Annotated in this window: 20 protein-coding genes; 14 read left to right on the top strand and 6 right to left on the bottom strand. The window is 54.3% G+C overall.

All coding sequences use genetic code 11. From position 1 onward, the window contains the following. Positions 1-21 precede the first annotated feature (21 nt). Positions 22-900 carry an HTH-type transcriptional activator IlvY gene (gene ilvY / locus D467_RS0104620; protein ID WP_026285608.1) on the bottom strand — a complete coding sequence of 293 codons (879 nt, stop codon included), beginning with the start codon at positions 898-900 and terminating at the stop codon, positions 22-24. A gap of 193 nt (positions 901-1093) precedes the next feature. Between ilvY and ilvC the strand changes: the two genes are divergently transcribed. Both ilvC and modF read left to right on the top strand, forming a co-directional pair. Next, a complete protein-coding gene (gene ilvC / locus D467_RS0104625) occupies positions 1094-2566 on the top strand; it encodes a ketol-acid reductoisomerase (RefSeq protein WP_018916339.1) in 1473 nt (490 codons plus the stop codon). 102 nt (positions 2567-2668) lie between these two features. After that, positions 2669-4156, top strand: coding sequence for a molybdate ABC transporter ATP-binding protein ModF (modF, locus tag D467_RS0104630; protein ID WP_018916340.1), 1488 nt, complete (start codon positions 2669-2671; stop codon positions 4154-4156). Positions 4157-4258: 102 nt separating this feature from the next. Here modF and D467_RS0104635 read toward each other — a convergent pair whose 3' ends face one another. The 3 genes from D467_RS0104635 to D467_RS0104645 form a co-directional block, all read right to left on the bottom strand. Beyond that, on the bottom strand, positions 4259-5737 hold the full coding sequence (locus tag D467_RS0104635) for an NCS1 family nucleobase:cation symporter-1 (protein ID WP_018916341.1): 1479 nt from the start codon (positions 5735-5737) through the stop codon (positions 4259-4261). Positions 5738-5801: 64 nt separating this feature from the next. After that, positions 5802-7172, bottom strand: coding sequence for an NCS1 family transporter (locus tag D467_RS0104640; protein ID WP_018916342.1), 1371 nt, complete (start codon positions 7170-7172; stop codon positions 5802-5804). Between the two features lie 155 nt (positions 7173-7327). Beyond that, the gene (locus D467_RS0104645) at positions 7328-8080 is read right to left on the bottom strand and encodes an aspartate/glutamate racemase family protein (RefSeq protein WP_026285609.1); all 753 of its coding nucleotides are present in this window, start codon (positions 8078-8080) and stop codon (positions 7328-7330) included. 266 nt (positions 8081-8346) lie between these two features. Here D467_RS0104645 and puuE point away from each other — a divergent pair, with 266 nt between their 5' ends. Then, entirely contained in the window at positions 8347-9282 is a 936-nt protein-coding gene (gene puuE, locus D467_RS0104650) for an allantoinase PuuE (RefSeq protein ID WP_018916344.1), read from the top strand. A 54-nt stretch (positions 9283-9336) separates the two neighbouring features. Here puuE and D467_RS0104655 read toward each other — a convergent pair whose 3' ends face one another. Continuing rightward, on the bottom strand, positions 9337-10785 hold the full coding sequence (locus D467_RS0104655) for a YfcC family protein (protein ID WP_018916345.1): 1449 nt from the start codon (positions 10783-10785) through the stop codon (positions 9337-9339). A 360-nt stretch (positions 10786-11145) separates the two neighbouring features. Between D467_RS0104655 and D467_RS0104660 the strand changes: the two genes are divergently transcribed. The 5 genes from D467_RS0104660 (at position 11146) to D467_RS0104680 (ending at position 15850) form a co-directional block, all read left to right on the top strand. After that, complete coding sequence (locus D467_RS0104660) at positions 11146-12018, top strand: MurR/RpiR family transcriptional regulator (RefSeq protein WP_018916346.1); 873 nt, start codon at positions 11146-11148, stop codon at positions 12016-12018. 346 nt (positions 12019-12364) lie between these two features. Next, positions 12365-13198, top strand: a complete 834-nt coding sequence (locus tag D467_RS0104665; RefSeq protein WP_018916347.1) for a bifunctional allantoicase/(S)-ureidoglycine aminohydrolase — start codon at positions 12365-12367, stop codon at positions 13196-13198. Positions 13199-13252: 54 nt separating this feature from the next. Continuing rightward, positions 13253-13744, top strand: a complete 492-nt coding sequence (locus D467_RS0104670; protein WP_018916348.1) for an ureidoglycolate lyase — start codon at positions 13253-13255, stop codon at positions 13742-13744. An 85-nt stretch (positions 13745-13829) separates the two neighbouring features. Further along, the gene (gene pyk / locus D467_RS0104675; RefSeq protein WP_018916349.1) at positions 13830-15290 is read left to right on the top strand and encodes a pyruvate kinase; all 1461 of its coding nucleotides are present in this window, start codon (positions 13830-13832) and stop codon (positions 15288-15290) included. A gap of 26 nt (positions 15291-15316) precedes the next feature. Next, entirely contained in the window at positions 15317-15850 is a 534-nt protein-coding gene (locus D467_RS0104680) for a DUF192 domain-containing protein (RefSeq protein ID WP_018916350.1), read from the top strand. A 9-nt stretch (positions 15851-15859) separates the two neighbouring features. Here the strand turns inward: D467_RS0104680 and D467_RS0104685 are convergent, their stop codons facing one another. After that, positions 15860-16720: a DMT family transporter gene (locus D467_RS0104685; RefSeq protein ID WP_018916351.1), complete on the bottom strand. Its 861-nt coding sequence runs from the start codon at positions 16718-16720 to the stop codon at positions 15860-15862. Positions 16721-16867: 147 nt separating this feature from the next. On the opposite strand from D467_RS0104685, the gene D467_RS0104690 reads away from it, so the two are divergent. The 6 genes from D467_RS0104690 to D467_RS0104715 all read left to right on the top strand — a co-directional run bounded on the left by D467_RS0104690 (position 16868) and on the right by D467_RS0104715 (position 24212). Further along, positions 16868-17878: a DctP family TRAP transporter solute-binding subunit gene (locus D467_RS0104690; RefSeq protein ID WP_018916352.1), complete on the top strand. Its 1011-nt coding sequence runs from the start codon at positions 16868-16870 to the stop codon at positions 17876-17878. 67 nt (positions 17879-17945) lie between these two features. Next, complete coding sequence (locus D467_RS0104695; RefSeq protein ID WP_018916353.1) at positions 17946-18425, top strand: TRAP transporter small permease; 480 nt, start codon at positions 17946-17948, stop codon at positions 18423-18425. Next, the gene (locus D467_RS0104700; protein WP_018916354.1) at positions 18415-19719 is read left to right on the top strand and encodes a TRAP transporter large permease; all 1305 of its coding nucleotides are present in this window, start codon (positions 18415-18417) and stop codon (positions 19717-19719) included. The genes D467_RS0104695 and D467_RS0104700 overlap by 11 nt, the downstream gene beginning before the upstream one ends. A 338-nt stretch (positions 19720-20057) precedes the next feature. Continuing rightward, positions 20058-21038: a TAXI family TRAP transporter solute-binding subunit gene (locus D467_RS0104705; protein ID WP_018916355.1), complete on the top strand. Its 981-nt coding sequence runs from the start codon at positions 20058-20060 to the stop codon at positions 21036-21038. Positions 21039-21171: 133 nt separating this feature from the next. Further along, positions 21172-23772, top strand: coding sequence for a TRAP transporter permease (locus D467_RS0104710; RefSeq protein WP_018916356.1), 2601 nt, complete (start codon positions 21172-21174; stop codon positions 23770-23772). An 11-nt stretch (positions 23773-23783) separates the two neighbouring features. Beyond that, complete coding sequence (locus D467_RS0104715; protein ID WP_018916357.1) at positions 23784-24212, top strand: universal stress protein; 429 nt, start codon at positions 23784-23786, stop codon at positions 24210-24212. The last annotated feature ends 154 nt before the right edge of the window (positions 24213-24366 follow it).

Raw genomic sequence — 24366 nt, forward strand, 5'->3', positions numbered from 1 at the left:
CGCTAAAACGGCGTGTAGAGCTTACATCAAGCGCCAGAACGCCTCGACCAGCGGGTTTTTCAGGTTCTTCTTCAGGGTGAACAGTCCGATATCGTAGGGCGCAAGCTTGGGCGCCACGTCGAGCACGCGAATACGGTCCATCAACGGGCTGTTGTCGAGGACGATCTTGGGCACCACGCCAATACCAAACCCCAGGCTTACCATACTGACGATCGCCTCATTACCGGTCACCTGGGCATAGATACGCGGCGAGATGTCCTGCTTGCGAAACCATTCATCCACGCGCGCTCTGGAAACGCCGCTTTCCGACAGAATCATGGGAATACTCGCCCACTCGGCCGATGTGGTCGGCGTGCCGGTCGGCGCATTCGGCACCTGCTGCTCCAAGGGGGCGATAAACAGCAAGGGGGAGGTGGCGATGGGCTTAAAGGCCAGGCCCCGGGGTAGATGGGCGGGCTTTGCCGCAATGCTAAGGTCTTCCTTGCCATCCAGCACATGGGCGATGGCATGCTCCGGGTCGCCGGTGCGCAGCTTTATCTCGATGGCCGGGTAGGCGATACGAAAACGGCGCAGCAGCTCGTGCAAAAAGCTGTAGCTTGCCGTCACCGAGCCATACAGGCTTATTTCACCGCTCAATTGACCCGGGTTTTCGATAAGCTCGTGACGAATCAGATTCCACTGATTGCTGGCTTCGCGAGCGTACTCGAGAAATTTCTGCCCTTGCTGGGTCAGCACCACCGTCCGGTTGTCGCGGTTGAACAGCGTCACGCCCAGCTCGTCTTCCAGGTGACGGATGTTGCGCGAAAGCGCAGAAATGCTGACGTAGCACTCTTCGCTGGCACGGCCGAAATGCAGCGTTTCTGCCAGTGCGAGGAATTGTTTCAAGAGTTTGAAGTTCATGAGCGCCATCATAATGATGTTTTGTGAAAAAAGGGACATGCTGTTGCAAATATATCAATTTAAGAAAGAGTCGTTTTTAGGTAGATTGGTTTTATCTACACGGCGCTGACTTTTACAACGAGCGGGCGTGTCATACATTTTGGGTCGGTGTTGCGACATCGACCGTGCAGAATCAACCATCAGGATGTTAACCATGGCTAACTATTTCAATACCTTGGCACTGCGCGAACAGCTGGAACAGCTGGCCAAATGTCGCTTCATGTACAGCTCGGAATTCGACGATGGCGTCGAGGCGTTGAAAGGCAAGAAAATGGTCGTGATCGGCTGTGGTGCCCAGGGCCTCAACCAAGGTTTGAACCTGCGCGACAGCGGCCTGGACGTTTCCTACGCACTGCGCCCGGACGCCATCGCGCAAAAGCGTCAGTCCTGGAAGAACGCCACCGAAAACGGCTTCACGGTGGGTACCTATGAAGAGCTGATCCCGACGGCGGACGTGGTCCTGAACCTGACCCCGGACAAGCAGCACACCGCGGTGGTGAACGCTGTCATGCCGCTGATGAAAGAAGGCGCGTGCCTGTCTTACTCTCACGGTTTCAACATCGTGGAAGAGGGCATGAAAGTTCGTGATGACCTGACCGTCATCATGGTAGCACCCAAGTGCCCAGGCTCCGAGGTGCGTGCCGAATACGTGCGTGGTTTCGGGGTGCCCACCCTGATCGCCGTTCACGAAGCCAACGATCCCAAAGGCGAAGGGCTTGCCCTGGCGAAAGCTTATGCTGTGGGCACCGGCGGCCACAAGGCTGGCGTATTGATGTCCTCGTTCATCGCGGAAGTTAAATCCGACCTGATGGGCGAGCAGACGATTCTTTGTGGCATGCTGCAAACGGGGTCTATTCTCTGCTTCGACAAGATGATCGAAGAGGGTATCGAGCCGGGTTACGCCTCCAAGCTGATCCAGTACGGTTGGGAAAACATTACCGAAGCGCTCAAGTACGGTGGCGTGACCAACATGCTGGACCGTCTTTCCAACCCGGCCAAGATCAAGGCCTTCGATCTGGCCGAAGAGCTGAAAGACATCATGCGTCCGCTGTACAACAAGCATCAGGACGACATCATGAGTGGCCACTTCTCGCGCACCATGATGGACGACTGGGCGAATGACGATGCCAACCTGCTCAAATGGCGTGCAGAAACCGCGGAAACCAACTTCGAGAAGACGCCTGCCGGCGAGGTTGAAATTTCCGAGCAGGAGTACTTCGACAACGGCATCCTGATGGTGGCCATGGTGAAAGCGGGTGTGGAGCTTGCGTTCGAAACCATGACCGCGGCGGGCATCATCGCCGAGTCCGCCTACTACGAGTCGCTGCACGAAACGCCGCTGATCGCCAACACCATCGCGCGTAAGAAACTCTACGAGATGAACGCGACGATCTCCGATACTGCGGAATACGGCTGCTATCTGTACAACCACGCCTGCGTGCCGCTCTTGGCGGACTTCATGAAGGACATCAAGTCCGATGTCATCGGTAAGGGACTGAATGTAGATGACAACGGCGTGGACAACGCGCGGCTGATCGAAGTCAACGATGCGCTTCGCGCACACCCGGTGGAAGCCGTCGGCGCCGTGCTGCGTGGGCACATGGCCGATATGAAGAAGATCGTTTAATTCACGAATTGAGCGTTAGCTAGTCGCAGGAAAGCCGAGCTATCCCATACGATACGCTCGGCTTTTTCGTCTCTCCTTTTTCAACTTACAAGGAGCACGTTCATGGTGCCCTCGACCCGTCTAGCGAGTATTCAGTTAAACAATGCGACGATCAGTTTCGAGGATCGCTTCACCCTGAGCGAGCTTGACTGGACCATCGAACCCGACCAGCACTGGGTGATCACCGGCGCTAACGGTTCCGGCAAGTCGGCGCTGGCGGCGGCGCTGGCAGGTATAGGTAAGCTTGAAGCGGGCACCGTCGAAGGGCTACCCGAGCGCGTCGGGCTGGTTTCTTTCGAAGCGCAGGCTGAGCTTATCGCCACCGAGCTTAAAAAGGACGATGCCGATATCATGGATGTGGTATCGCTTGGCACACCGGTCAGGGAAATGATTTTTGAGTACTGTCGGGACGGCGAGCTTGCCAATGATCTGGTCGAAAAGTTCGGGATCACTAAACTACTTGATCGTGCTTTTCGCAAGCTTTCCACGGGCGAAACCCGCAAGGTCATGCTGATTCGCGCACTGGCCAACCAGCCGGATCTGCTGATTCTGGACGAGCCGTTCGATGGCCTGGACGTCGACACGCTCGCCATGCTTCAGGCGCACCTCGCCGCTATCGTCGACCACGTCCCCATGGTGCTGGTGCTCAACCGCTTCGACGAAATGCCGGATTTCATCACTCACGTGGCCTACCTGGATAAGGATCGTCCTGACCCGGTCAAGGGCAGTAAAAAGCCCAGAGAAGGAGGCCGCCTAGCGTTCACGGTGGACCGACAGGACGAGGCCGCCTTCAACGAGCTTTACCAGCTGCTGCATTTGAAGACCACTGACCTGCGCGTGCCCGAAGCCGACCCTGCAAGCCGGCTGCCCGCGCTCGACCCGAGCCAGCCGCTGGTGAAGCTTACCCAGGCGACGATCCGCTACGGCGATACCCTGATTGTCGATAGGCTCGACTGGACGATCGAGCGCGGCCAGCACTGGCAGCTGAGCGGCCCGAACGGCAGTGGCAAGACCTGCGTGCTGTCCCTGATCACGGGAGATCATCCGCAGTGCTACACCAACGATATATTCGTGTTTGGCTTTCAGCGCGGTAATGGCGAAAGTATCTGGCAGATCAAGCAGTTCATCGGCTACGTCTCCACAGCCCTGCAGTGGGAGTATCGCGTCAGCACCAGTTGCAGAAACGTGATCATTTCGGGCTTCTTTGACAGTATCGGCGTATACACCAAGTCCACCGACCATCAGAAGAAGATTGCCGATCAGTGGCTCGCGTTACTGGGCATGCAGGCGCGCGCCGATCAGCCGTTCAACAAGCTCTCCTACGGCGACCAGCGGCTTTTGCTGATAGCCCGCGCCATGGTCAAACACCCGCCGCTTCTAATACTCGACGAGCCCTGCCTGGGCCTTGACGATATGAACCGCCAGCTCGTGCTCGCGCTGATCGAGAAAATCTGTGAAGGCAACGAAACCACGGTGCTCTACGTCAATCACCACACGGAAGACCGGATCAAGGAGATTGACAACCATTTGACGCTTGATAAAAACCACTAGGCTACGGCTTTTTCGTAGCCGCTTGTGCACTAAAAAAGCGCCATCGGCACTAAGCCGATGGCGCTTTCAAATCTTCTAAACGGTCAGTTAAGCTCCCCCATCTCAACTTGCCTTCTGCTCGGTAAAGGTGGGCGCTGCCTTAAACTGTCGCATCAAGCCAAAGTAAAACGCGCCTCCTAATCCTGCGCCAATTAGCCAGCCGTAGCCATCCAGGCTTGAGAGGGCGGGTACTAACACCGTAGAAAGCGAGAACAGTGCAGCGGCGCCAAAGGCGATCAGAGCGCGGGTATTCCAGCCGTTCACATAGTAATACGCGCTGCTGGGGGCTGAGGAAAAGAGCTCCTGCATATTTAAGTGCTGACGCTTAATCAGATAGTAATCCACCACAATAATGCCGTAGAACGGTGCAACGATAGCGCCCAAGGCGTTCACAAAGCCGGGTACGCCAATCTGACTAATCACCGAGACCCATAGCGCACCCACAAAGAAGGCGATGACGGCGGTAATTAGGCCGCCTGTCTTAAAGCTAATTTTGCTGGGAAATAGGTTCGCCAGATCATAAGCGGGCGGAATAAAGTTAGCGACTAGATTAATCCCCACGGTAGCGGCAAAGAAGGTAAGAGCGGCGATAATGGTCAGCGGTAGCGAATCCACGCGCTCAACAATATCGGCGGGGTTAGTTAGCGCCTCGCCAAACAGTACCAGCGTACCTGCGGTGATAATTAGAGCGATAAATGAGAAAAACGCCACGTTAAGCGGCAGTCCAAGCAGGTTACCCAGCTTCATTTGGCGTTCGGTTTTTACAAAGCGTGTGAAGTCGCCAAAGTTGATAACCACGGCCGCAAAGTAGGCCACCATGGTGCCTACAATGGCAAGAAATGCCCCCACGGTGCTAACGTTTTGCTCACCGCTGCCGCTAAAGATAGTACCAATCGCGGGTAACAGTTCATCTCCCGCCTGGTACCAAACAATACCCATCAACACTACCATTACCACGTAAACCAACGGACCGGCTAAGTTCAAAAAATGCTTAATACGGTCAATTCCTTGCAGAAAAATCGCAATTTGAAAAAGCCATACAATTACAAAGGATATCCACGCAACACCTGAAAGACCCAGAAAGGTCGCGCCGCTGCCCGCGCCGATAAAAGCAGTAATTAGCAGGGCAACGGCTGTCGATGCGAAATAGGTCTGCACGCCGTACCAAAAAATACCCACAATCGCGCGTAGCATGGCGGGCAGGTTGGCGCCGCGTACGCCCATGCTGGCGCGCACCATGACCGGGAAGGGGATGCCGTACTTTACGCTTGGTTTGCCCGTTAGGTTCACCAAAAACATTACGATTACGCCGGCAAGAATAATCGCTGTCATCACTGCCCAGCCGTTCAAGCCATAGGTGAGGAACAACGATGCCGCCAGAGTGTAGCCAAACAGGCTCTGAATATCGTTGGACCACACATTGAAGATTTCAAACGCGCCCCAGTTACGCTGCTGTGGTTTTAAAGGGGCCAGGTCTTCGTTGTAAAGCGTCGGGTCGATCTGCTTTATATCGAGGTCGCTGTTAGACGGTTGCTCATGCATGACAGGCTCTCTTTGCATTAGTCGTTAGCACGGCTACACGTGTGTAGCCGTTGCTTGGAAGAAGTTACTGTGTAAAACGCTGGCAAGGAGCCCAGTGCTTCATCAACAGGTAATAGGTCACTCCAGCTGGAATTAAGCTTGCATACCAAGAGACCGTTGAGAACGAGAGCGCTGCGACGATACCTACCGCCGTGGCGATAAGCGCCGCTTTATTAACCCCTTGGTAAGGACCGGTAGGATCGTAGAGTTTGCTAATATCCAGAGTGCGGCGGCGAATGAAGTAATAATCCACTACCAGGATGGCAAAGATGGGGCCAAGAAATGCCGAGTAGGTTTGTACAAATATCTGTAAACCAGCCGCCGAGCCTGGCTGAACCAGTTTCCAGGGAAAGGTCGTGAAGGCGAGTAAACCCACGATCACGGTGGCCACCGGGAATTTAATCTTGAACACGTCCATGAGTACGTAAGTGGGCGGCACCACGTTGTTAAGCACGTTGGTGGTCACCTGAGCGAAGGCGATAAACAGTAGCGTCATCATCAAAAGCGGAGTGTTATCGACCGCGTTGGCAAACACCTGAATAGGGTCGGCCGTGCCTGTCGCCTCTGACACCATATAGCCAATCAGGCCCATGAACAGCGTGCAGGGTAAAATAGACATGGCATAAATAGTGGTAAGCAGGCCTTTTCCTGTGCCTTTCTTGTGCTCGCGGGAGTAGTCGCTAACGTTGAGCATCATGGTGCTATAGATGCCCAGAAATAGCATGGTGGCGCTCCAGAACGGCATACCCCACGAGCCTTCCATGGTGAATAGACTAGTGGATAGCTCATCGCCATAGCGCTGCACCGTGGCGTAGAACATGTACATCAGCGAGCACAGGATAAACGCGCTGCCGACATTCTCCAGCCACTTGATACCCTGAAAGCCCATGACCGAAAGGCCGATCTGCAGGAACTGAAAGGTAATGAAGTAGAACACCAGATTATCAAAGCCGAACAGGGTGGCCGACACCATGTTCAGTGCCCCCGCGCCAATCCAGCTTTGAAAGCCGTACCACACCACGGCAGGTACCGCGCGAACCAAACCAGGAATGCGGGTACCGGTGAACCCAAAGGCGCTGCGCGCCTGCACCATAAACGGGATGCCGTACTTGTAGCCCGCCGCGCCGTTGATCGCGAGCGCGATACCAATTACAAAACAGCCAATCGCAATGGCTAGCGTCGCCTGCAACAGGTTTAACGTACCCACCACGCTTGAGCCCATGGCGAAGGTACCAATGGATACGCAGCCGCCAAACCAGGCCAGAAAATAGGAACCTCGCCCCATAATCCGGGTGTGTTGCGGAGCCAGACTTTCAGCCCCCAAGCTTTTTGTACCCACCCCTGCGTTCACAGTGGATGGGTCTTCTGACGGTTGAGCAGGTGCTGAAATGCTCATGATATCGTCCTCGCAAGATTATGAGTATTGTTGGTATCCCAGGTTTTTTACCTGAAAAACGCTTGCGGCATGGCGTGCTACTGGACGTGCTTGGTTCTGTTGCTTTTGTAATTAAGTCGTTATGACGGACGCTGCTATGTGTTGTGAATAAGATGCTATTTAGGCGGTAAGTGAAGATCTGAAAGCGCTGCAAACTGACCGGTAAACGCTTTGGGGCGTGGATAGGCAAGGTCGCCGTGTTTACTGGTATGAAGCCCCAGGCTGACTAAGGATTCGGCAAGCTTTAACGCCGCACTTACCCCTTCAACCACAGGAATACCCACTTCACGACTAATTTCCTGGGTAAGGTTTGCCATCCCTCCGCAGCCTAAAACAATCGCCCCGATATCGTCTTCATCCCGGGCGCGGCAGCACTCTTCCACAATACGTTTAAAGGCAGCGTCGGGATGATGTTCAAGGTCGAGTACCGGAATTTCGGCGGCACGAATACGCCGACAGTGGTGGCGAAAGCCGTACTGCTCCAGCAGGTGTTCGGCAATAATCCCTGTACGGCTTAGCGTTGTCACAATCGAAAAACGCGTGCTGATTAGCGTCGCCAGGTGAAAGGCGGCCTCTGCAATGCCTATCACCGGCGCGCGGGTTAGTTCACGAGCGGCAAGTAGGCCCGGGTCGCCAAAGCAGGCCACGATGTAGGCATCGATGCCTCCTTCGCGCTCGCCTTTTAATACTTCTTGAGTCACGCCTACCGCGCTGACAACTTCATCAAAGTGGCTTTCGATGGAGACGGGGCCAGACTCGGGTTGGGAGGCGCTTATGCGAACTCCTGTTGAAGCTTGATGCTCAGCGGCACGATAAATGGCTTGGGTCATCGATGCCGTGGTATTGGGATTGATAATATGTATATGCACGATAAGCGATCCACAGGTAAGCAAGCTAAAACATCTTGTATACGAAAATAGGTTGGTTTAGCACCAAGAGCAAGCCCTTTACGCTTATTAAAATGGCTAATAAGCTTGACCATTCGTTCAGGTTTGCGCGATTTATGGCTTATTAAGGCGGGGCTTGCTATATACGGCTGTATTGCGGTTAGCCATGAATATGGCTACTTTGTATACAAATAATGATGGCATTCTTGGGCTTACACGTTTAGCGATTACCGGTAAGGATCTGCTCTATGACGTTGACGAATCACTCTCTCTATCCGCGCGACTTGATCGGCTATGGGCGCACGCCGCCTCACGCCAACTGGCCGGGCAAAGCCAAAATCGCCGTTCAGTTTGTACTTAACTATGAAGAGGGCGGTGAAAATAGCGTACTGCATGGGGATAACGCTTCGGAGCAGTTCTTATCGGAGATTATTGGCGCCGCTGCCTACCCAGACCGCCACTTAAGCATGGAGTCGATTTATGAGTACGGTTCGCGGGCGGGCGTATGGCGGATTCTGCGTGAGTTTGAGCGGCGAGGGCTGCCCCTGACGATCTTTGGCGTAGCAATGGCATTGGAGCGTAACCCTGACGTCGCCCAGGCGTTCAAGGAGCTGGGGCATGAAATCGCCTGCCATGGCTATCGCTGGATTCACTACCAGGAAGTACCCGAGCATATTGAGCGCGAGCACCTGCAAAAAGCGCTGGAGATTTTCCAACGTCTTTACGGTGAAAAGCCTGAAGGCTGGTATACCGGACGTGATAGCCCCAACACGCGCAAGCTGCTGCTGGATGAAGGCGGCTTTTTATATGACAGCGATTACTACGGCGATGATCTACCGTTCTGGACCCAGGTAACCGATAGCCAGGGCAGCGAGCATCCTCACCTTATCGTGCCCTATACGCTGGATACCAACGACATGCGCTTCGCCGCGCCGCAAGGTTTCAACACGGCCGACCACTTCTTTACCTATCTGCGCGATGCTTTTGATGTTCTATATGCAGAAGGTGAAGAGGCGCCCAAGATGCTCTCCATCGGTATGCACTGCCGTTTGCTCGGGCGTCCAGGACGTTTTCGCGCCCTGCAGCGCTTTTTAGACTATATCGAAACCCATGACCGGGTTTGGGTAGCGCGCCGAGTGGATATCGCCCGCCACTGGGCGGAGCATCATCCGGCACCTGTTTAAGCTTTAATCCCCCTTTCTTAGGCAAGAAAGGGGGATTAAAAAAGGCTTGGTCTTTTAGCCTACCCACTGCACCGCCTGGGCAAAGATGAGAAAACCTAACGCGATTAATACCCAGACGCAGAAAAGCGGGAAAAAGAACTTCACCCACTTTTGCCAGGAAACGCCGGCAAGCGCCAAAGTGGCCATGAAATAGCCCGAAGTAGGATAAAGAATATTCCCCATACCGTCGCCAAGCTGGAACGCCAGAACGGCGGTTTGCCGGGTAACGCCGATAATATCGGAAAGTGGCGCCATGATGGGCATGGTAACCAGTGCCTGGCCGCTACCTGAAGGAATCACAAAATTGAACAGCAGCTGGGCAAAGTACATGCCAATGGCTGACAGAATCGTCGGCAGCTCGCCGACCAGATTACCCAGGCCATACACCAGGGTATCCATGATCTGGCCTTGCTCTAGCATGACCGCAACGCCCCGGGCGATCCCCGCGATCATGGCGCCGACAAGAACGTCTCGGAAGCCTTTGTTAAAGCCTTCACAGATATCATCGGTCGTAAGGCCTGCAATCAAGCCTACGGCCACGCCCATAATGATAAACAGGCCGGCCATTTCGAGCATGAACCAGCCTTGTTTTAGAACGCCGTAAACCAGAATGCCAAAGAAGATAAACGTGGCCAGCGCGGCAAGTTTTTGTCGCGTATTGGCAACCAGCGCTGATTCTGTAACGCTATGCTGATAGCTTGAGCGTTTGTCGGCTTCTGCTTCATCATGTTGCATAAGGCTAAGGGCCGGATTTTGACGCACTTGGTGTGCGTAGCGCATGACAAAAAAGATAGCCGCACCTAATATCGCAATGAACGCCGCTACCCGCAGACCAAATCCGGAATATAGGGGTAAGTCAGAAAGCTGCTGCCCCAGGCCCGTATTGATCGGGTTCAATATGCCGGTAGAAAAACCGGCAGTCGTGGCACATAGCGCTACCGCCGCCGCCGTTACTGAGTCAAAGCGCAAGGCAATCATCAGTGGCAGGATAACCGGCACGTAGACCAGCGCCAGCTCTTGGGTGCCTATGATGGTGGCGATTACCGCAAATACCGTCATCAAAACCGGAATCATGAGAAGGCTGTGGTTGGTAAAACGCCGTGTCAATTTATCAACACCAATTTCAATAATGCCGGTGCGCCGCAGCACCATGAACATGCCGCCAATCATGAAGGTGAAGAACACAACTTCACCTGCACTTATCAACCCGTTAGGGATAGCCAGCATAAAATCGGTGATGCCGGCGGGGGAGGCGTCTACAAACTGAAATGAGTTAGGGTCAATCGTTGTGCGACCAGCGGGGCCCGGAACACGCTCAAACTGACCGGCGGGAACAAAGTGTGTGGCAATCGCCGCTAGCGCAATAAAGATAAATAGAATGACGTAGATATCGGGAACCCTACACCAGCCCCGCTTGATTTTGGGGGGTGAGGGAGGAGTAGAGCGCTGAGTTGGGTGGGACATAAAGTGCCTCGCGTTGTGGGCGTTATCGTTATATGAGCGTTATGGCGGCTAACCTGAAAGCGTTTTTGTAAGGGCAGTTTTGGATTACGTGAGCCTCAATTTTTTAGTAGGTCGCACTAAACGTAAGAGGATCGCGCTATGCTTGGTTCCATCTGAAAAGTGTCTGCGCTCGACAATACTGCGTAAAAAATTGGCTCAGAATACTCATTTACTCTCTGTAAACTCCGTTTCTTCGCCGATTTTTGTCTTGCCTTCGCTCGCCAACTTTGCAAGTAGAACCTAATTAGCGTTATTGCCCGTGGGTATTGTTCGACATTTCTTAATGACATTGCGTGTTATCTAGGCGCTAAAGGAGTTTTTTTGGGTACGCAGTCCTCCTCTTCTATTCCCCATATTGGCCCGCATATTGGCCAGCGAATTACCGCACAGTTTGCTGAGCTGAGTGCTCAGGAACAGCGTGTCGCCACTTTTATACTTGATCATTTTGATGATCTGGCGACCTTCAGTGCCGCTGAATTGGCGCGCTTGACCGGAGTGTCTAAATCCACCGTAAGTCGTCTGTTCAGGAAGCTGGGGTTTGAAAGCTTTCAAGTGGTCAAGCAGCATGCAAGGCAGCTGCGTAGCATGGGGGTGCCACTGGTAACGGGAGATGAACGACCGGATGAAAAGCGCTTTAAGCATCACCTGATGCGCGAGAATGACAACCTGCAGCAGACGTTCGCCAATATTGACCCCGAGACGTTTGAGTCGGTGGTCAATGCGCTCGATAGCGCAAGCCGTATCGTGCTGATAGGGTTTCGCAACAGCTATCCTCTGGCGGTGCATTTTCGACAGCAGCTGATACAGACACGCGATAACATCAGCCTTGCGCCACAACCCAATCAAAGTTTGAGTGAGGAGCTGGTCTCGCTCGGCGAGAATGATGTCGTCGTGCTGTTTGGGTTTCGGCGTCGCCCCGCGATCTTTAATAGTCTGCTGACGTCGCTTATCGCTAAAGACTGCCGGGTATTGCTGTTCGGCGACGCCACCGTGAAACATCAGATGCCCTACGTTGACTGGTGGCTTGAGTGCCCATTGGATAGCGTTTCTGCCTTTGACAGCTATGCCAGCGCAATGAGCCTGATCAGTCTGATGTCGAATAGCTTGCTCCACCAGCGGCTCGCCAGAGGACGTGTGCGTATCAACGCTATTAGCGAGCTTTACCAGGAACTCGATGAGCTTGAACTCAGCTAATCCTGGTAAGCGCACTTTCCCCCATCGGGCCATGCGAAGGTCTATGCGAAGGCCGATACAAAGAGCCATGCGAAATGCTTCGGTATTAGGTGCCATCTTTCGTATAGTTTGTTAGATTTTGGAACGAAGGTTTCTAGAGACGTTACTATTGGGACTAACGTTGCACAAGCTCAATTGTCTTCCATGCCTTACACAAGCCGTTAATTTGCTCGGACCAAGAACCTCATTATTGTTAATCGGTTTAAAAAGCTTAAATAAAATAAAAGCTTATGCTTAATTAAAGCTTTATAGATTGCCGTGGGACACATTTGCGGCCCTCACATATCAATGGTCTAAAGGAGAAACAATGCCAACAACAAAAGTGCCTACTTACTACGCCTCCATGGGCGGTCATCCACCGCAGACTCAGCTAACCGCTGACCGTGCGATATTCACCGAAGCCTATGCCTTGATCCCCAAAGGGGTAATGCGCGATATCGTCACCAGCAATCTGCCGTTTTGGGAAGGCACTCGTGCCTGGGTGCTGGCGCGACCGCTATCAGGCTTTGCCGAGACGTTTTCTCAGTACATCATGGAAGTGCAGCCGGGCGGGGGAAGCGACAAGCCTGAGCCTGCGGCTGATGCCGAGGGCGTGCTGTTCGTGGTCGACGGCGAGCTTACCCTGACCCTTGACGGTGTGCGCCATACGCTGGCACCGGGCGGCTATGCGTTCATTCCACCGGGTGTTGAGTGGCGGGTGCGCAACGACGCGCAGGCGCCGGTGCGCTTTCACTGGATCCGCAAGGCTTTCGAGTATGTGGACGGCCTTGAGGTACCTGAGGCTTTCGTTACCAACGAACAGGCGATCACCCCCAGTGAAATGCCGGGTACCGAAGGCCGCTGGTCGACCACTCGCTTTGTCGACCCCAACGACGTACGCCACGATATGCACGTTACTATCGTCAATTTCCAGCCGGGCGGCGTGATCCCGTTTGATGAAACCCACGTCATGGAGCACGGCCTTTACGTACTGGAGGGCAAGGCGGTGTATCACCTGAACCAGCAGTGGGTGGAAGTAGAGGCGGGTGACTTTATGTGGCTGCGCGCTTTTTGCCCCCAGGCGTGCTATGCCGGCGGCCCAGGGCCGTTCCGCTACCTGCTTTATAAGGACGTTAACCGTCACGCGGCACTAAAACTGTAATGTCGACGGCTTCGTTGCTGCACGGCAGCGAAGCCGACACGCCAGGAGTTCATCATGCTTACATTGACTGCCCAGCCGCTAACGCCGGAAGCCTTCGCGCCATTTGGCGACGTCATCGATGCGCGTATTTCCGCATCGTTTCCGATTAATGCGGGACGCACCCAGCGCCACCATGATTTAGCCAAGGTCGAAACCCTGGGCGAAAACGGCCATACGCTGATTAATATCTTTGTCAGTCAGCCGGTTTCACTACCGCTTGAATTAACCTTTTTAGAGCGTCATCCCCAAGGCAGCCAGGCGTTTATGCCGCTGCATCAGGAGCGCTTTATTGTGGTGGTGGCCCCGCCTGGGGAGCAGATCCATTCGCAGGACGTCAAAGCGTTCGTCACCGATGGCCGGCAAGGAGTGAACTATCGCGCGGGTGCCTGGCATGCGATTCAATCAGTGCTGGAGCGAGAGGGCGAATTTTTAGTGGTTGATCGTGGCGGCGAGGGCAATAACTGCGAAGAGTATGCGCTGGAAATCAAGGTCGATTTAAGCGAATAACTTGTGCATGCGGCTTACGGTTGTCATCTTGGTAGTCTTATACTGATAAGCTAAAGACACACCTCGTGATTGCTTAGGAAAATTAATGAACGCACAGACACATATCCCGCTTCGTCGTACCAAAATTGTTGCAACCTTAGGCCCCGCCAGTGACCGTGAGGGCGTTTTGGAGGCGATGCTTAAAGCGGGGGTGGATGTCGTACGTTTGAACTTCTCCCACGGCACGGCGGACGATCATCGCCGCCGCCTGCTGCAGGTCCGTGAAATAGCCGCCAAGCTGGGGCGTAGCGTGGCCGCGTTAGGCGATCTTCAAGGGCCGAAAATCCGTATCGCGCGCTTTAAAGAGGGCGCAGTTAGCCTTAAAGAAGGCCAGCCGTTCGTACTCGATATGGCAATGGACAGTGATTCAGGCGACGTTCATCAAGTGGGCTGTGACTACAAAACCCTTGCCCAGGATGTGGGCGCTGGCGACCGGCTGCTGCTGGACGATGGCCGTGTCGTGCTGGACGTTACCCGTGTAGAAGGCCAGCAGGTCCATACCCAAGTGGTAGTGGGGGGCAAGCTCTCCAATCACAAAGGTATTAACAAGCAAGGCGGCGGGCTTTCTGCCCCGGCACTGACGGATAAAGATAAGCAGGATCTCAAAACCGCCGTTGAGATTGGTGTCGACTACCTGGCTATTTCTTTCCCGCGCCATGCCGAAGACATGCTCGAAGCGCGTCGCCTGCTGGGCGAAGAGGGCAAGGAGATTGGCTTAGTGGCCAAGGTAGAGCGCGCTGAGGCCGTTGCCGATGAGGCGACGCTCGACGGTATTATCGAAGCCTCTGAAGCGGTCATGGTGGCACGTGGTGACCTGGGCGTTGAGATTGGTGATGCCAAGCTGGTGGGCGTGCAAAAGCGCATGATCAAACGCGCCCGCTCGCTCAACCGCGCAGTGATTACCGCCACCCAGATGATGGAGAGCATGATCTCGGCGCCGCTACCTACCCGCGCTGAAGTATTTGACGTGGCCAATGCCGTACTAGATAGCAGTGACGCCGTGATGCTGTCAGCGGAAACCGCCGCCGGCGATTACCCGGTGGAAACCGTGCAAGCCATGGCGCGTATCTGCCTGGGCGCCGAGCGTGAAAAGGTGGCACAAGAGTCCGGCCACCGGATTCACGAAGGCTTTACGCGCCCAGATGAAACCATCGCCCTTTCCGCGATGTACGCCGCCAACCATATGACCGGTGTGGCTGCGATTGCCTGCATGACCGCATCCGGCTATACACCACTGATTGCCTCGCGCATTCGTTCTGGTTTGCCGATTGTTGGCCTTGCCCATAACCCGGTCGCCCAGCGGCGTATGGCGCTTTATCGTGGGGTCGTTTCGCTGCCCTTTGATACCTCAGAAATGAGCGCTACCGAGCTTAATGATCGCGCGTTAGAACTGTTAGTGCAGCATAAGCTTGCCGAGCCGGGCGACCACGTTATTCTGACCCGTGGCGATCATATGAATGCCCACGGCGGCACCAATACGATGAAAGTCATGACGATCGCCGAATAGTCGGCCGACGAAAGGAATTCGCCTTTATGAATCTGACTCGCCGTCAGTTGCTTAACGCTTCGCTGGGTTTGTCGCTGGCCGCCTTGTTGCCGGGTACTGTACTAGGAGCACTCGCATGGGCGGGGGCTGACAATGAAAGTGTCGACAGGCTTTCATTGGCTATTCATAGCGAAAGTGGGCCGCACCGCCTGGACGTTGAAGTAGCTAAAACCCCCGCTCAGCGCCAGCAGGGATTAATGGAGCGGGAGCACTTACCCGAGCAGCAAGGCATGTTGTTTCGTTTCGAGAACGAACAGCCTGCCGGCAACGCCTTCTGGATGTACCGTACGTTAATCCCGTTGGATATCGCGTTTATAGATAAAGAGGGGCGCATCGTTGCGATTAATACAATGCCGCCCTGTGAGTCCGATAACCCAGGTGCCTGCCCCACTTATCCTGCCGGGGCGGCATATTATTCGGCACTTGAAACCAACGCTGGCTATTTCGCTGCACGGGGTATCAAAGTAGGCGATTGTGTATCAGTGCCTGGCGAGGCCGGATTTTGCCAGCCAGCTGATTAATAGAAACATCTACAACGCCGGGCGGCGCTTGCGAAAGCGGATCAGAATCAAGCCGATCCCTGCTACCACCAAGCCGCCGCCCGCTAGCTTATGGATACCCAGGCTATCGCCCATCAATAACGCTCCTAGACCCACGGCCAGCACGGGAACCAGCAATGTCATCGGTACCACCCGGTTGACCGGATGGCGCCGCAGTAGGGCATACCAGATGCCGTAGGCAACAATGGATGACATCACCGCGGTGTAAAAGACCGCTCCCCAGCCTATCCAACTCGCTTCCTTGATTGCCTGCCACTGACCGTTTTCAAACAGCCAAGAGCCAATGGCCACCTGCGGTACGGCGAGTAGCGCAACCCACCCGGCCAGCGCCAAGGGTGCAATAGCCGGACCGCGCTTGATCAGAAGCTGCGATACCGCCCAGCCAAAAGCACTTAGCAGTAGAATGGACAGCGGAAGCGGCGAGGGCAGCGTAGGCCCGCCAGCAAGCACGATCACCCCGGCAAATGACAGCAGCAGGCCCACCAGCCGTTTAGGCCCCAGCTTCTCCTTGAGAAATATGACCGCCAAGAGTGTGGCGAAGGGCGTTCCCATCTGCACCAGAAGTGCTCCGGTGCCCGCCTCGGACTGGCCCAGGCCAATAAACAGCAGGGCAAAGTGCAGGGTACCGAAGGTAAAGGATAGCAGGAGTAGAAATGGTAGCTGGGAGCGTGCCACCGGGTAGAACGGCACTAGAAGAATAGCCACCAGCATAAAACGCAGCGTGGTCATTAAGAGAGGCGGAAGCTCAATAACCCCCATCTTGATAACAATAATATTGAGTGCCCAGATGGTAATTACCAACAGGCCGAGCAGCAGATCACGAAGGGGCACGTCAGTATCCAATCAGAATGAAAAGTTCTGCGCATCATATCAGCTTGTGTGTCTTCCCTTCGTCCTTTAAGTCCCTACAATAGAGCGGGGCAGCCGCCTACAAACAGCGGAGGCCCGACCATAAAAATAGATAATAAAGGAATTATCATGACGCTGACACGCTATATGACTCACGCAACGATCGGCCTTACAGGGGCGGCGCTGCTTACGCTGGCCGTTTCTGCCCAGGCCCGCGAACTATCGGTTTCTACCGTGCTTTCAGAAGCCTTTCCCTGGGGGCAGGCCGCCGAAAAATGGGCTGAACTTGTCGAAGAACGCAGTGATGGTGAGCTTACACTACGCGTTTATCCCAATTCTCAGCTGGTTTCAGGCGACCAGACCCGCGAATTTTCGGCCATGCGCTCGGGGCTGATCGACGCCGCGGTGGGTTCGACCATCAACTGGTCACCGCAGGTGCCGGAGCTCAACCTGTTCTCACTACCCTTTTTTATCCCTGATGAAGCCGCCGTTGATGCAGTGACAGGCGGTGAAGCCGGCGAGATGGTCTTTGAGGCGATTGAATCACGCGGCGTGATTCCGCTGGCATGGGGTGAAAACGGCTTTCGCCAGATATCGAACTCGCGTGGTCCCATTGCCGAGCCCGATGACCTTGATGGTTTAAAAATCCGCGTGGTGGGCTCGCCGCTGTTCCAGGACACGTTTAATGCTTTGGGCGCCGACCCCACGCAGATGAGCTGGACCGACGCCCAGCCTGCGCTTACCACCGGCGCAGTGGATGGTCAGGAAAACCCGCTTTCGGTATTTGACGTAGCGCGTATTGATCAAGTGGATCAGCAGCATCTGACGCTTTGGAACTACATGAACGATCCGCTGATTTTTGCGGTGAACCAGCAGGTCTGGCAGACGTTGAGTGAAGAGCAGCAAACCCTGCTGCGCGAAACGGCGCTGGAAGCAGGCGAGTGGGAGACCGCAATGACCCGTGAACAGGAGAGCGAGCGCTTGGCCGCGATCCAGGAGCGTGGCGTAACGGTGACCGAGCTTACCGATGAGCAGTACCAGACGTTTGTGGATGCTACCCAATCGGTTTACGAAAAATGGGCACCGCGTATTGGCGAATCACTGGTTGAGGCCGCACAAACGGCTATCGACGGGCGCTAACCGCTGATTTTGATGGAATAACTACCGGCCCTTTGAGGCCGGTAGACTTGGTTGTGACGAGGCTTTTATGAAAGGCTTTCCTGATGCGCGCCCCGAGCGCTGGGTAGGCGCGCTGGCGCTTATCGTGATTTCGTTGATTAGTCTGGGGAATGTAGTCACCCGCTATATTACCGGCGGCTCATTTTCGTTTACTGAAGAGTTTTCCGTATTCTTACTGGTGGTGTTGACGTTTGCTGGCGCGTCGGTGGCGCTGCGCCGTAACCGGCACATCCGTATTGGCTTTCTGGAACGGGCATTGCCTTTGCGCTTTCGCCAGCCGTTGATTGTCTTTCAGGCGTTATGCGGTATCGTCGTGCTGGGCCTGATTACCTGGTATGGCGGCAAGCTTGCCTGGCAGGAATACCAATGGCAGTCGCTCTCTCCAGGGCTTGGCTTACCGCAGTGGTGGTATCTGGTCTGGCTCCCGGTACTAACACTCGCCATGCTGTGGCGGCTATTACAGCAAACCCGTGACCGTTTAACCGGGGAGCTTTCTGATGACGCCTGATGTCTGGATGATTCTGGCCTTTGCCGGACTGCTGATTGCCGGTGTTCCTGTGGCCTTTTCACTAGCCCTTTCGGGCGCCGTGGGCATCGTGCTTGGCCTATCACCCGATATGCTGGCAACGCTGGGTACCAATACCTATAACAGTATTGCCAAATATCCTCTGATTGCGATTCCGCTGTTTATTCTTACCGGGCTGATTTTTGAACGCTCGGGCGTCGCCCTGCGGCTGGTACGTTTTGCTCAGGCGCTAATTGGTCCACGTCACGGCGGCCTGGCGCTGGTGGCGGTACTGGTATGCATGATCATGGGTGGGATGAGCGGTTCAGGCCCCGCCGACGCGGCCGCCGTCGCCATGGTAATGCTGCCCAGCATGACCAAGGCGGGCTATCCCAAGCCGTTTTCGGCCACGTTAATTGCGGCCTCCGCCTCGACCGCCATTCTGATTCCACCTTCGGTGGCGTTAATTTTGTATTCCATTGTAGTGCCGGGGGTCGATCTGCGTGCGCTATTTGCCGCTGGCCTGTTCCCCGGCATTTTGGCAGGACTGGCGCTGTTGGTACCTGCGCTGATTTTCGCCAAACGCAACGGTTGGGAAGGCGGCACGCTTACGGCAGATAACCCGCGCTTGAGCGTTCGGGCCACGTTTAAAGAGGCGTTGCCGGCGCTGTTTGCTCCCATTCTGATTCTGGGCGGCTTGCGTTCGGGGTTATTTACACCCACTGAAGCTGCCGTGGTCGCCGTGGCCTATGGAACCTTGGTGGGGCTTTTTTTAACCCGTGAGCTTTCCCTGCGCGATTTATGGGAGCTGCTCGGTGAAGCGGCGATTATTTCTGGCGTGGTGATGTTAATTATCGCCTTAGCGGGCATTTTTGCCTGGGCTGGCACAATGCTGGGCACCTTCCGGCATTTGGCTGAATGGATCATTGGGTTGACCGATAATGGCGTTTTGCTGCTGATACTGGTGATGCTCGCGGTGCTAATCGCGGGCATGTTGCTGGATGCGATTTCCATCTATCTGATCATGATGCCTATCTTGATACCAGTGATGCAGCATTTTGAGTGGAATCCGGTCTGGTTTGGGATCTTGCTGGCGATGAATATTGCGATCGGCCAGTTTACGCCGCCCGTTGCGGTCAATTTAATGGTCACCACTGAAGTCGCCAAAATTCGCCTTGAACACACGATTGGTTGGGCGCTGGTATTTGTGGTTGCCATGGGCTGTGCGCTTGCCCTGGTGGCTATATTTCCCGAAATTGCGCTTTGGCTGCCACGAATGCTGGGCTACAACGTGTAAGTAGTAAAAAAGTTAAATGACGCTAATATAAGATAGATCGTCAGATGCTTTACTAATAACGACCCATGCAAAATTTGCATAGCCATAAACGGTGACTAAACGTTACGTGTGGTTAAACTCGTGTTTCAATGGGCTGTGCAAGGGTTTGCCCGGCACGGATGATGGCTACTTCGCCAAGCGACGTTTTTTTCGCTAAAGTAGTGATAGTCGGTACAACAAATGCCGGGCTATAACAGTTTGTCTTGAAAACGTTTTGGAACGTGATTCACCTGAGGGAACGGATCGACAGGTGGTTTCAAAGCGCATAACGCTCACAACATCAAGATAGAGGTGTGTCCATGAATCGTCATGTATTTTCTACCGCCGCCTTTTCGGGCGCGTTGATTGCAGCGGCTACGTTTGCCGCTCCGGCCGTCGCCCAGGAACGCTATATCACGATTGGTACCGGTGGCCAAACCGGCGTTTACTACGTCGTAGGTCAGTCGGTGTGCCGCATGGTGAACCGCGGTAGTGAAGAGCACAATATTCGCTGTAACGCGCCTTCAACCGGCGGTTCTGTTGCTAACGTCAACGGCATGAAGAGCGGTGAACTGGACATGGGCGTTGTTCAGTCTGACGTTCAATTCCGCGCCTATAACGGCGAAGCCAACTTCGAAGAAGAAGGCCCATGGGAAGACATGCGTTCTGTCTTCACCATGCATGGCGAGCCGCTGACAGTGGTTGCCCGCGCAGATTCCGGTATCGAGAACATCAGCGATTTCCCCGGCAAGCGCGTTAACATCGGTAACCCAGGTTCTGGTCAGCGCAACACCATGGATGTGGTCATGGAAGCGTTTGGTTGGGACGAAGGTACCTTCTCTCTGGCTTCACAGCTAGACGCAGCAGAGCAGGCTTCTGCGCTGTCTGACAACAACATCGACGCCATGGTATACGTGGTAGGCCATCCCAATGGTTCTATCCAGGAAGCGACCACCACGATCGATGCGCGCCTGGTGTCTGTCACTGGCGATGAAATCGACAGCCTGATCGAAGAATACCCCTACTACACGCGTTCTGTGATCCCGGGTGGCCTGTACCGTGGTAACGACGAAGACGTTGAAACTTTTGGCGTCGCGGCAACGTTCGTATCCTCCGCTGACGTAGACGAAGACATCGTTTACGAAACCGTTAAAGCCGTATTTGAAAACTTCGATCGTTTCAAGCGTCTGCACCCGGCGTTTGAAAACCTTAACGAAGAAGACATGATTGCTGATGGTTTAACCGCACCGCTGCATGACGGCGCTGAGCGTTACTACCGTGAGCGTGGCTGGATCGAGTAAGGCATAAGCATGACGCTATTAGCCAAGGCCAATAGCGATCGTTTTTGAAGTGCAAAGCGCGGGCACCTGGAGTGTCCGCGCTTCTTGTTGAAAGCGCTGATAATCAGCGCTGACCATTAGGCAGGACAAACGTATGCGTGATGACAAACAACCCTCGGCAGGCACTGGGAGCGACCTGGATGATATGGTCGCCTCCAGTGACACAGGGGCAAGGAAGCCTAATGGCGTACCCGGTAAGCTGCTGGTAAGCATTGCCGCTGTTTGGTCGCTGTTTCAGCTATGGATTGCATCGCCACTTCCTTATATTGTCGGCTTCGGCGTTTTTAGTGCCACTGAAGCACGCTCCATTCACTTAGCGTTTGCGCTCTTTTTGGCCTTTATGGCCTATCCGGCGTTAAAGCGCTCCCCGCGTGATCGCATCCCTTTGCAGGACTGGGCGTTTGCAGCGGTCGCCGCATTCTGTGGTGCGTATCTGTTTATTTTCTATTCGGACTTGGCGCAACGCCCGGGACGACCCATTACCCAGGATATCGTGATTGGGATACTGGGCATTGTGATGCTGCTTGAAGCCACTCGGCGTGCGCTTGGGCCTCCGTTGATGATCGTTGCCGCTCTGTTTATCGGCTACTCCCTGTTCGGCCCTTATATGCCGGGTATTCTGGCTCACCGTGGGGTTAGCCTGGGTGGCCTAATCAACCACCAGTGGTTGGGCACGCAAGGGGTCTTCGGTATTGCACTGGGGGTATCCACAAGCTTTGTATTTCTATTTGTACTGTTTGGCGCACTGCTCGATAAAGCGGGGGCCGGTAACTATTTTATTAAAGTCGCATTTTCAATGCTGGGTCATCTTAAAGGTGGGCCCGCGAAGGCGGCGGTCGTTGCCTCAGGCATGACCGGCTTGATCTCAGGTTCCTCGATTGCAAATACGGTGACCACCGGTACGTTTACCATCCCCATGATGAAACGGGTGGGTTTTAGTGCTGAAAAAGCCGGTGCTGTTGAAGTGTCTTCATCGGTTAACGGACAGATCATGCCGCCGGTTATGGGTGCTGCAGCGTTCTTGATGGTTGAATATGTTGGTATTCCTTACGTAGAGGTTATCAAGCACGCTTTCCTGCCTGCGATTATTTCCTACATCGCTCTGATCTATATCGTTCACCTGGAAGCCTTGAAAGCCAATATGACGGGGTTGCCTTCGAGTAACCCTGCGCGTCCGCTAATTAATAAAGTGATTGGCTTTTTGACCGGCTTACTGCTGCTCATGGGGCTTTCGGTAGCGGTCTATTATGGTTTGGGTTGGCTAAAACCGGTGCTGGGTGAGTCAACACCTTGGGTGGTCTCGGTGGGTTTAGTCTTCATTTATGTTGGGCTGTTAAAAATCAGCTCCAATTATCCTGAACTGGAAATGGACGACCCAACTTCCAAGATCATTACACTGCCGCAAACGCGGCCGACCGTCATGGTTGGCTTGCACTATATCCTGCCGGTTATTGTGTTGGTGTGGTGTTTGATGGTGGAGCGCCTTTCGCCTGGGCTTTCGGCGTTTTGGGCGACCATGTTCATGATCTTTATCATGGTGACGCAGCGTCCGATTATCGCCATCTTCCGTGGGCGCAGCAAAATGGCGGCCGATGTTAAAGAAGGCTTTGTAGACTTGTGGGACGGCCTGGTGACCGGCGCACGCAATATGATCGGAATCGGTATCGCGACCGCCACGGCGGGCATCATTGTTGGTGCCGTATCGCAAACCGGCGTAGGTCTGGTGCTGGCGGATGTCGTAGAGATTTTGTCAGGCGGTAACCTGATGATGATTCTGCTGCTTACCGCGCTGTTGAGCCTGATCTTGGGTATGGGCCTGCCGACAACGGCCAACTACATCGTAGTATCGGCATTGATGGCGCCGGTGATCGTGCTGCTGGGTCAGCAAAACGGGCTGATTGTGCCGCTGATTGCGGTGCATCTGTTCGTCTTCTACTTCGGCATTATGGCGGATGTTACCCCACCGGTGGGCCTGGCTTCCTTTGCCGCCGCGGCGATCTCGGGAGGCGACCCGTTACGCACAGGCTTCCAGGCGTTCTACTACAGCCTGCGCACGGCAGCATTGCCGTTCCTTTTCATCTTTAACACGGACCTTCTGTTAATCGATGTCACGGTCATGCAGGGCGTGGTGGTGTTTATCGTCGCGACGATCGCCATGCTGATCTTCGCGGCGGGCACCCAGGGCTATATGCTGACGCGTAACCGTTGGTACGAATCACTGTTGTTACTGCTGGTCGCCTTTACCCTTTTCCGCCCCGGTTTTTGGATGGACAAGATTCATGATCCTTATGAGTCGGTACCTCCCGCCCAGCTTGCCGAAGCGTTAGGACGTGTGGACGATGGCAGCAGCTTGCGTGTGCAGATTGCCGGTGAGGATGCTTTTGGCTCACCCATGTCGACTTATCTTCTAGTGCCAGTGCCTAGCGGTGAAACCGGCGAAGAACGCCTGGAAAATCTGGGTATAGAGCTTTATGTCGATGGTGATCAAACGCTGGTCGACTTCGTCGAGTTTGGTAGCCCAGCGGCGGAATTAGGCTTTGATTTCGATCAGGAAATTACCCAAGTTCTCGCGCCCGTTAACCGCTGGACCAAAGAGTGGATGTGGTTGCCTGCATTGGTGCTTTTCGGCTTGGTGGTCCTCATGCAGCGCCGTCGGCGTCGTCAAGAACCTGATGATACCTTGGCCAAAGCATAACGGAGGTTGCTATGTACCAGAAAGTACTGCTACCCGTTGATTTGAATGAGGAGGCCTCCTGGAAAAAAGCGTTACCCACAGCGGTAACGCTTTGCCAGACCTTCGGTGCATCGCTGCATATCGTCAGCGTGCTGCCGGAATTTAAGATGCCCATGGTAGGCGCTTATTTTCCCAAGAATTTTTCAGAAAAGGCGAATGCGGCCATGAAAGAGGCGCAGCACACGTTTATTCAGGAAAATGTACCAAAGGACGTTCAAACCCAGAGCATCATTGTTGATGGATCGCCTTGGGAGGCGATTATTAAGGTCGGTAAACAAGTGGATGCCGATCTGATCGTGATGGCCTCGCATACCAAGCATAAGTTTGTGGACTATGTGCTGGGGCCTAATGCAGAGCATGTGGTTCATCATGCCAAGGTCTCGGTCATGATTGTTCGTTAAGCGCCTATCCTTGGCTTAATGGCAGATACGTTAAAACCCCCAGCTTAGCCAAGCTGGGGGTTTTTTTATGGGGATAGTGATGCTTTACGGTTAAAGTATTTTTTATACATAACAGTTATCTACCCTTCTATTCGGCGGTATGAAAAAAATCGTG

Source organism: Vreelandella zhanjiangensis DSM 21076 (assembly GCF_000377665.1).
Taxonomy (GTDB): Bacteria; Pseudomonadota; Gammaproteobacteria; order Pseudomonadales; family Halomonadaceae; genus Vreelandella; species Vreelandella zhanjiangensis.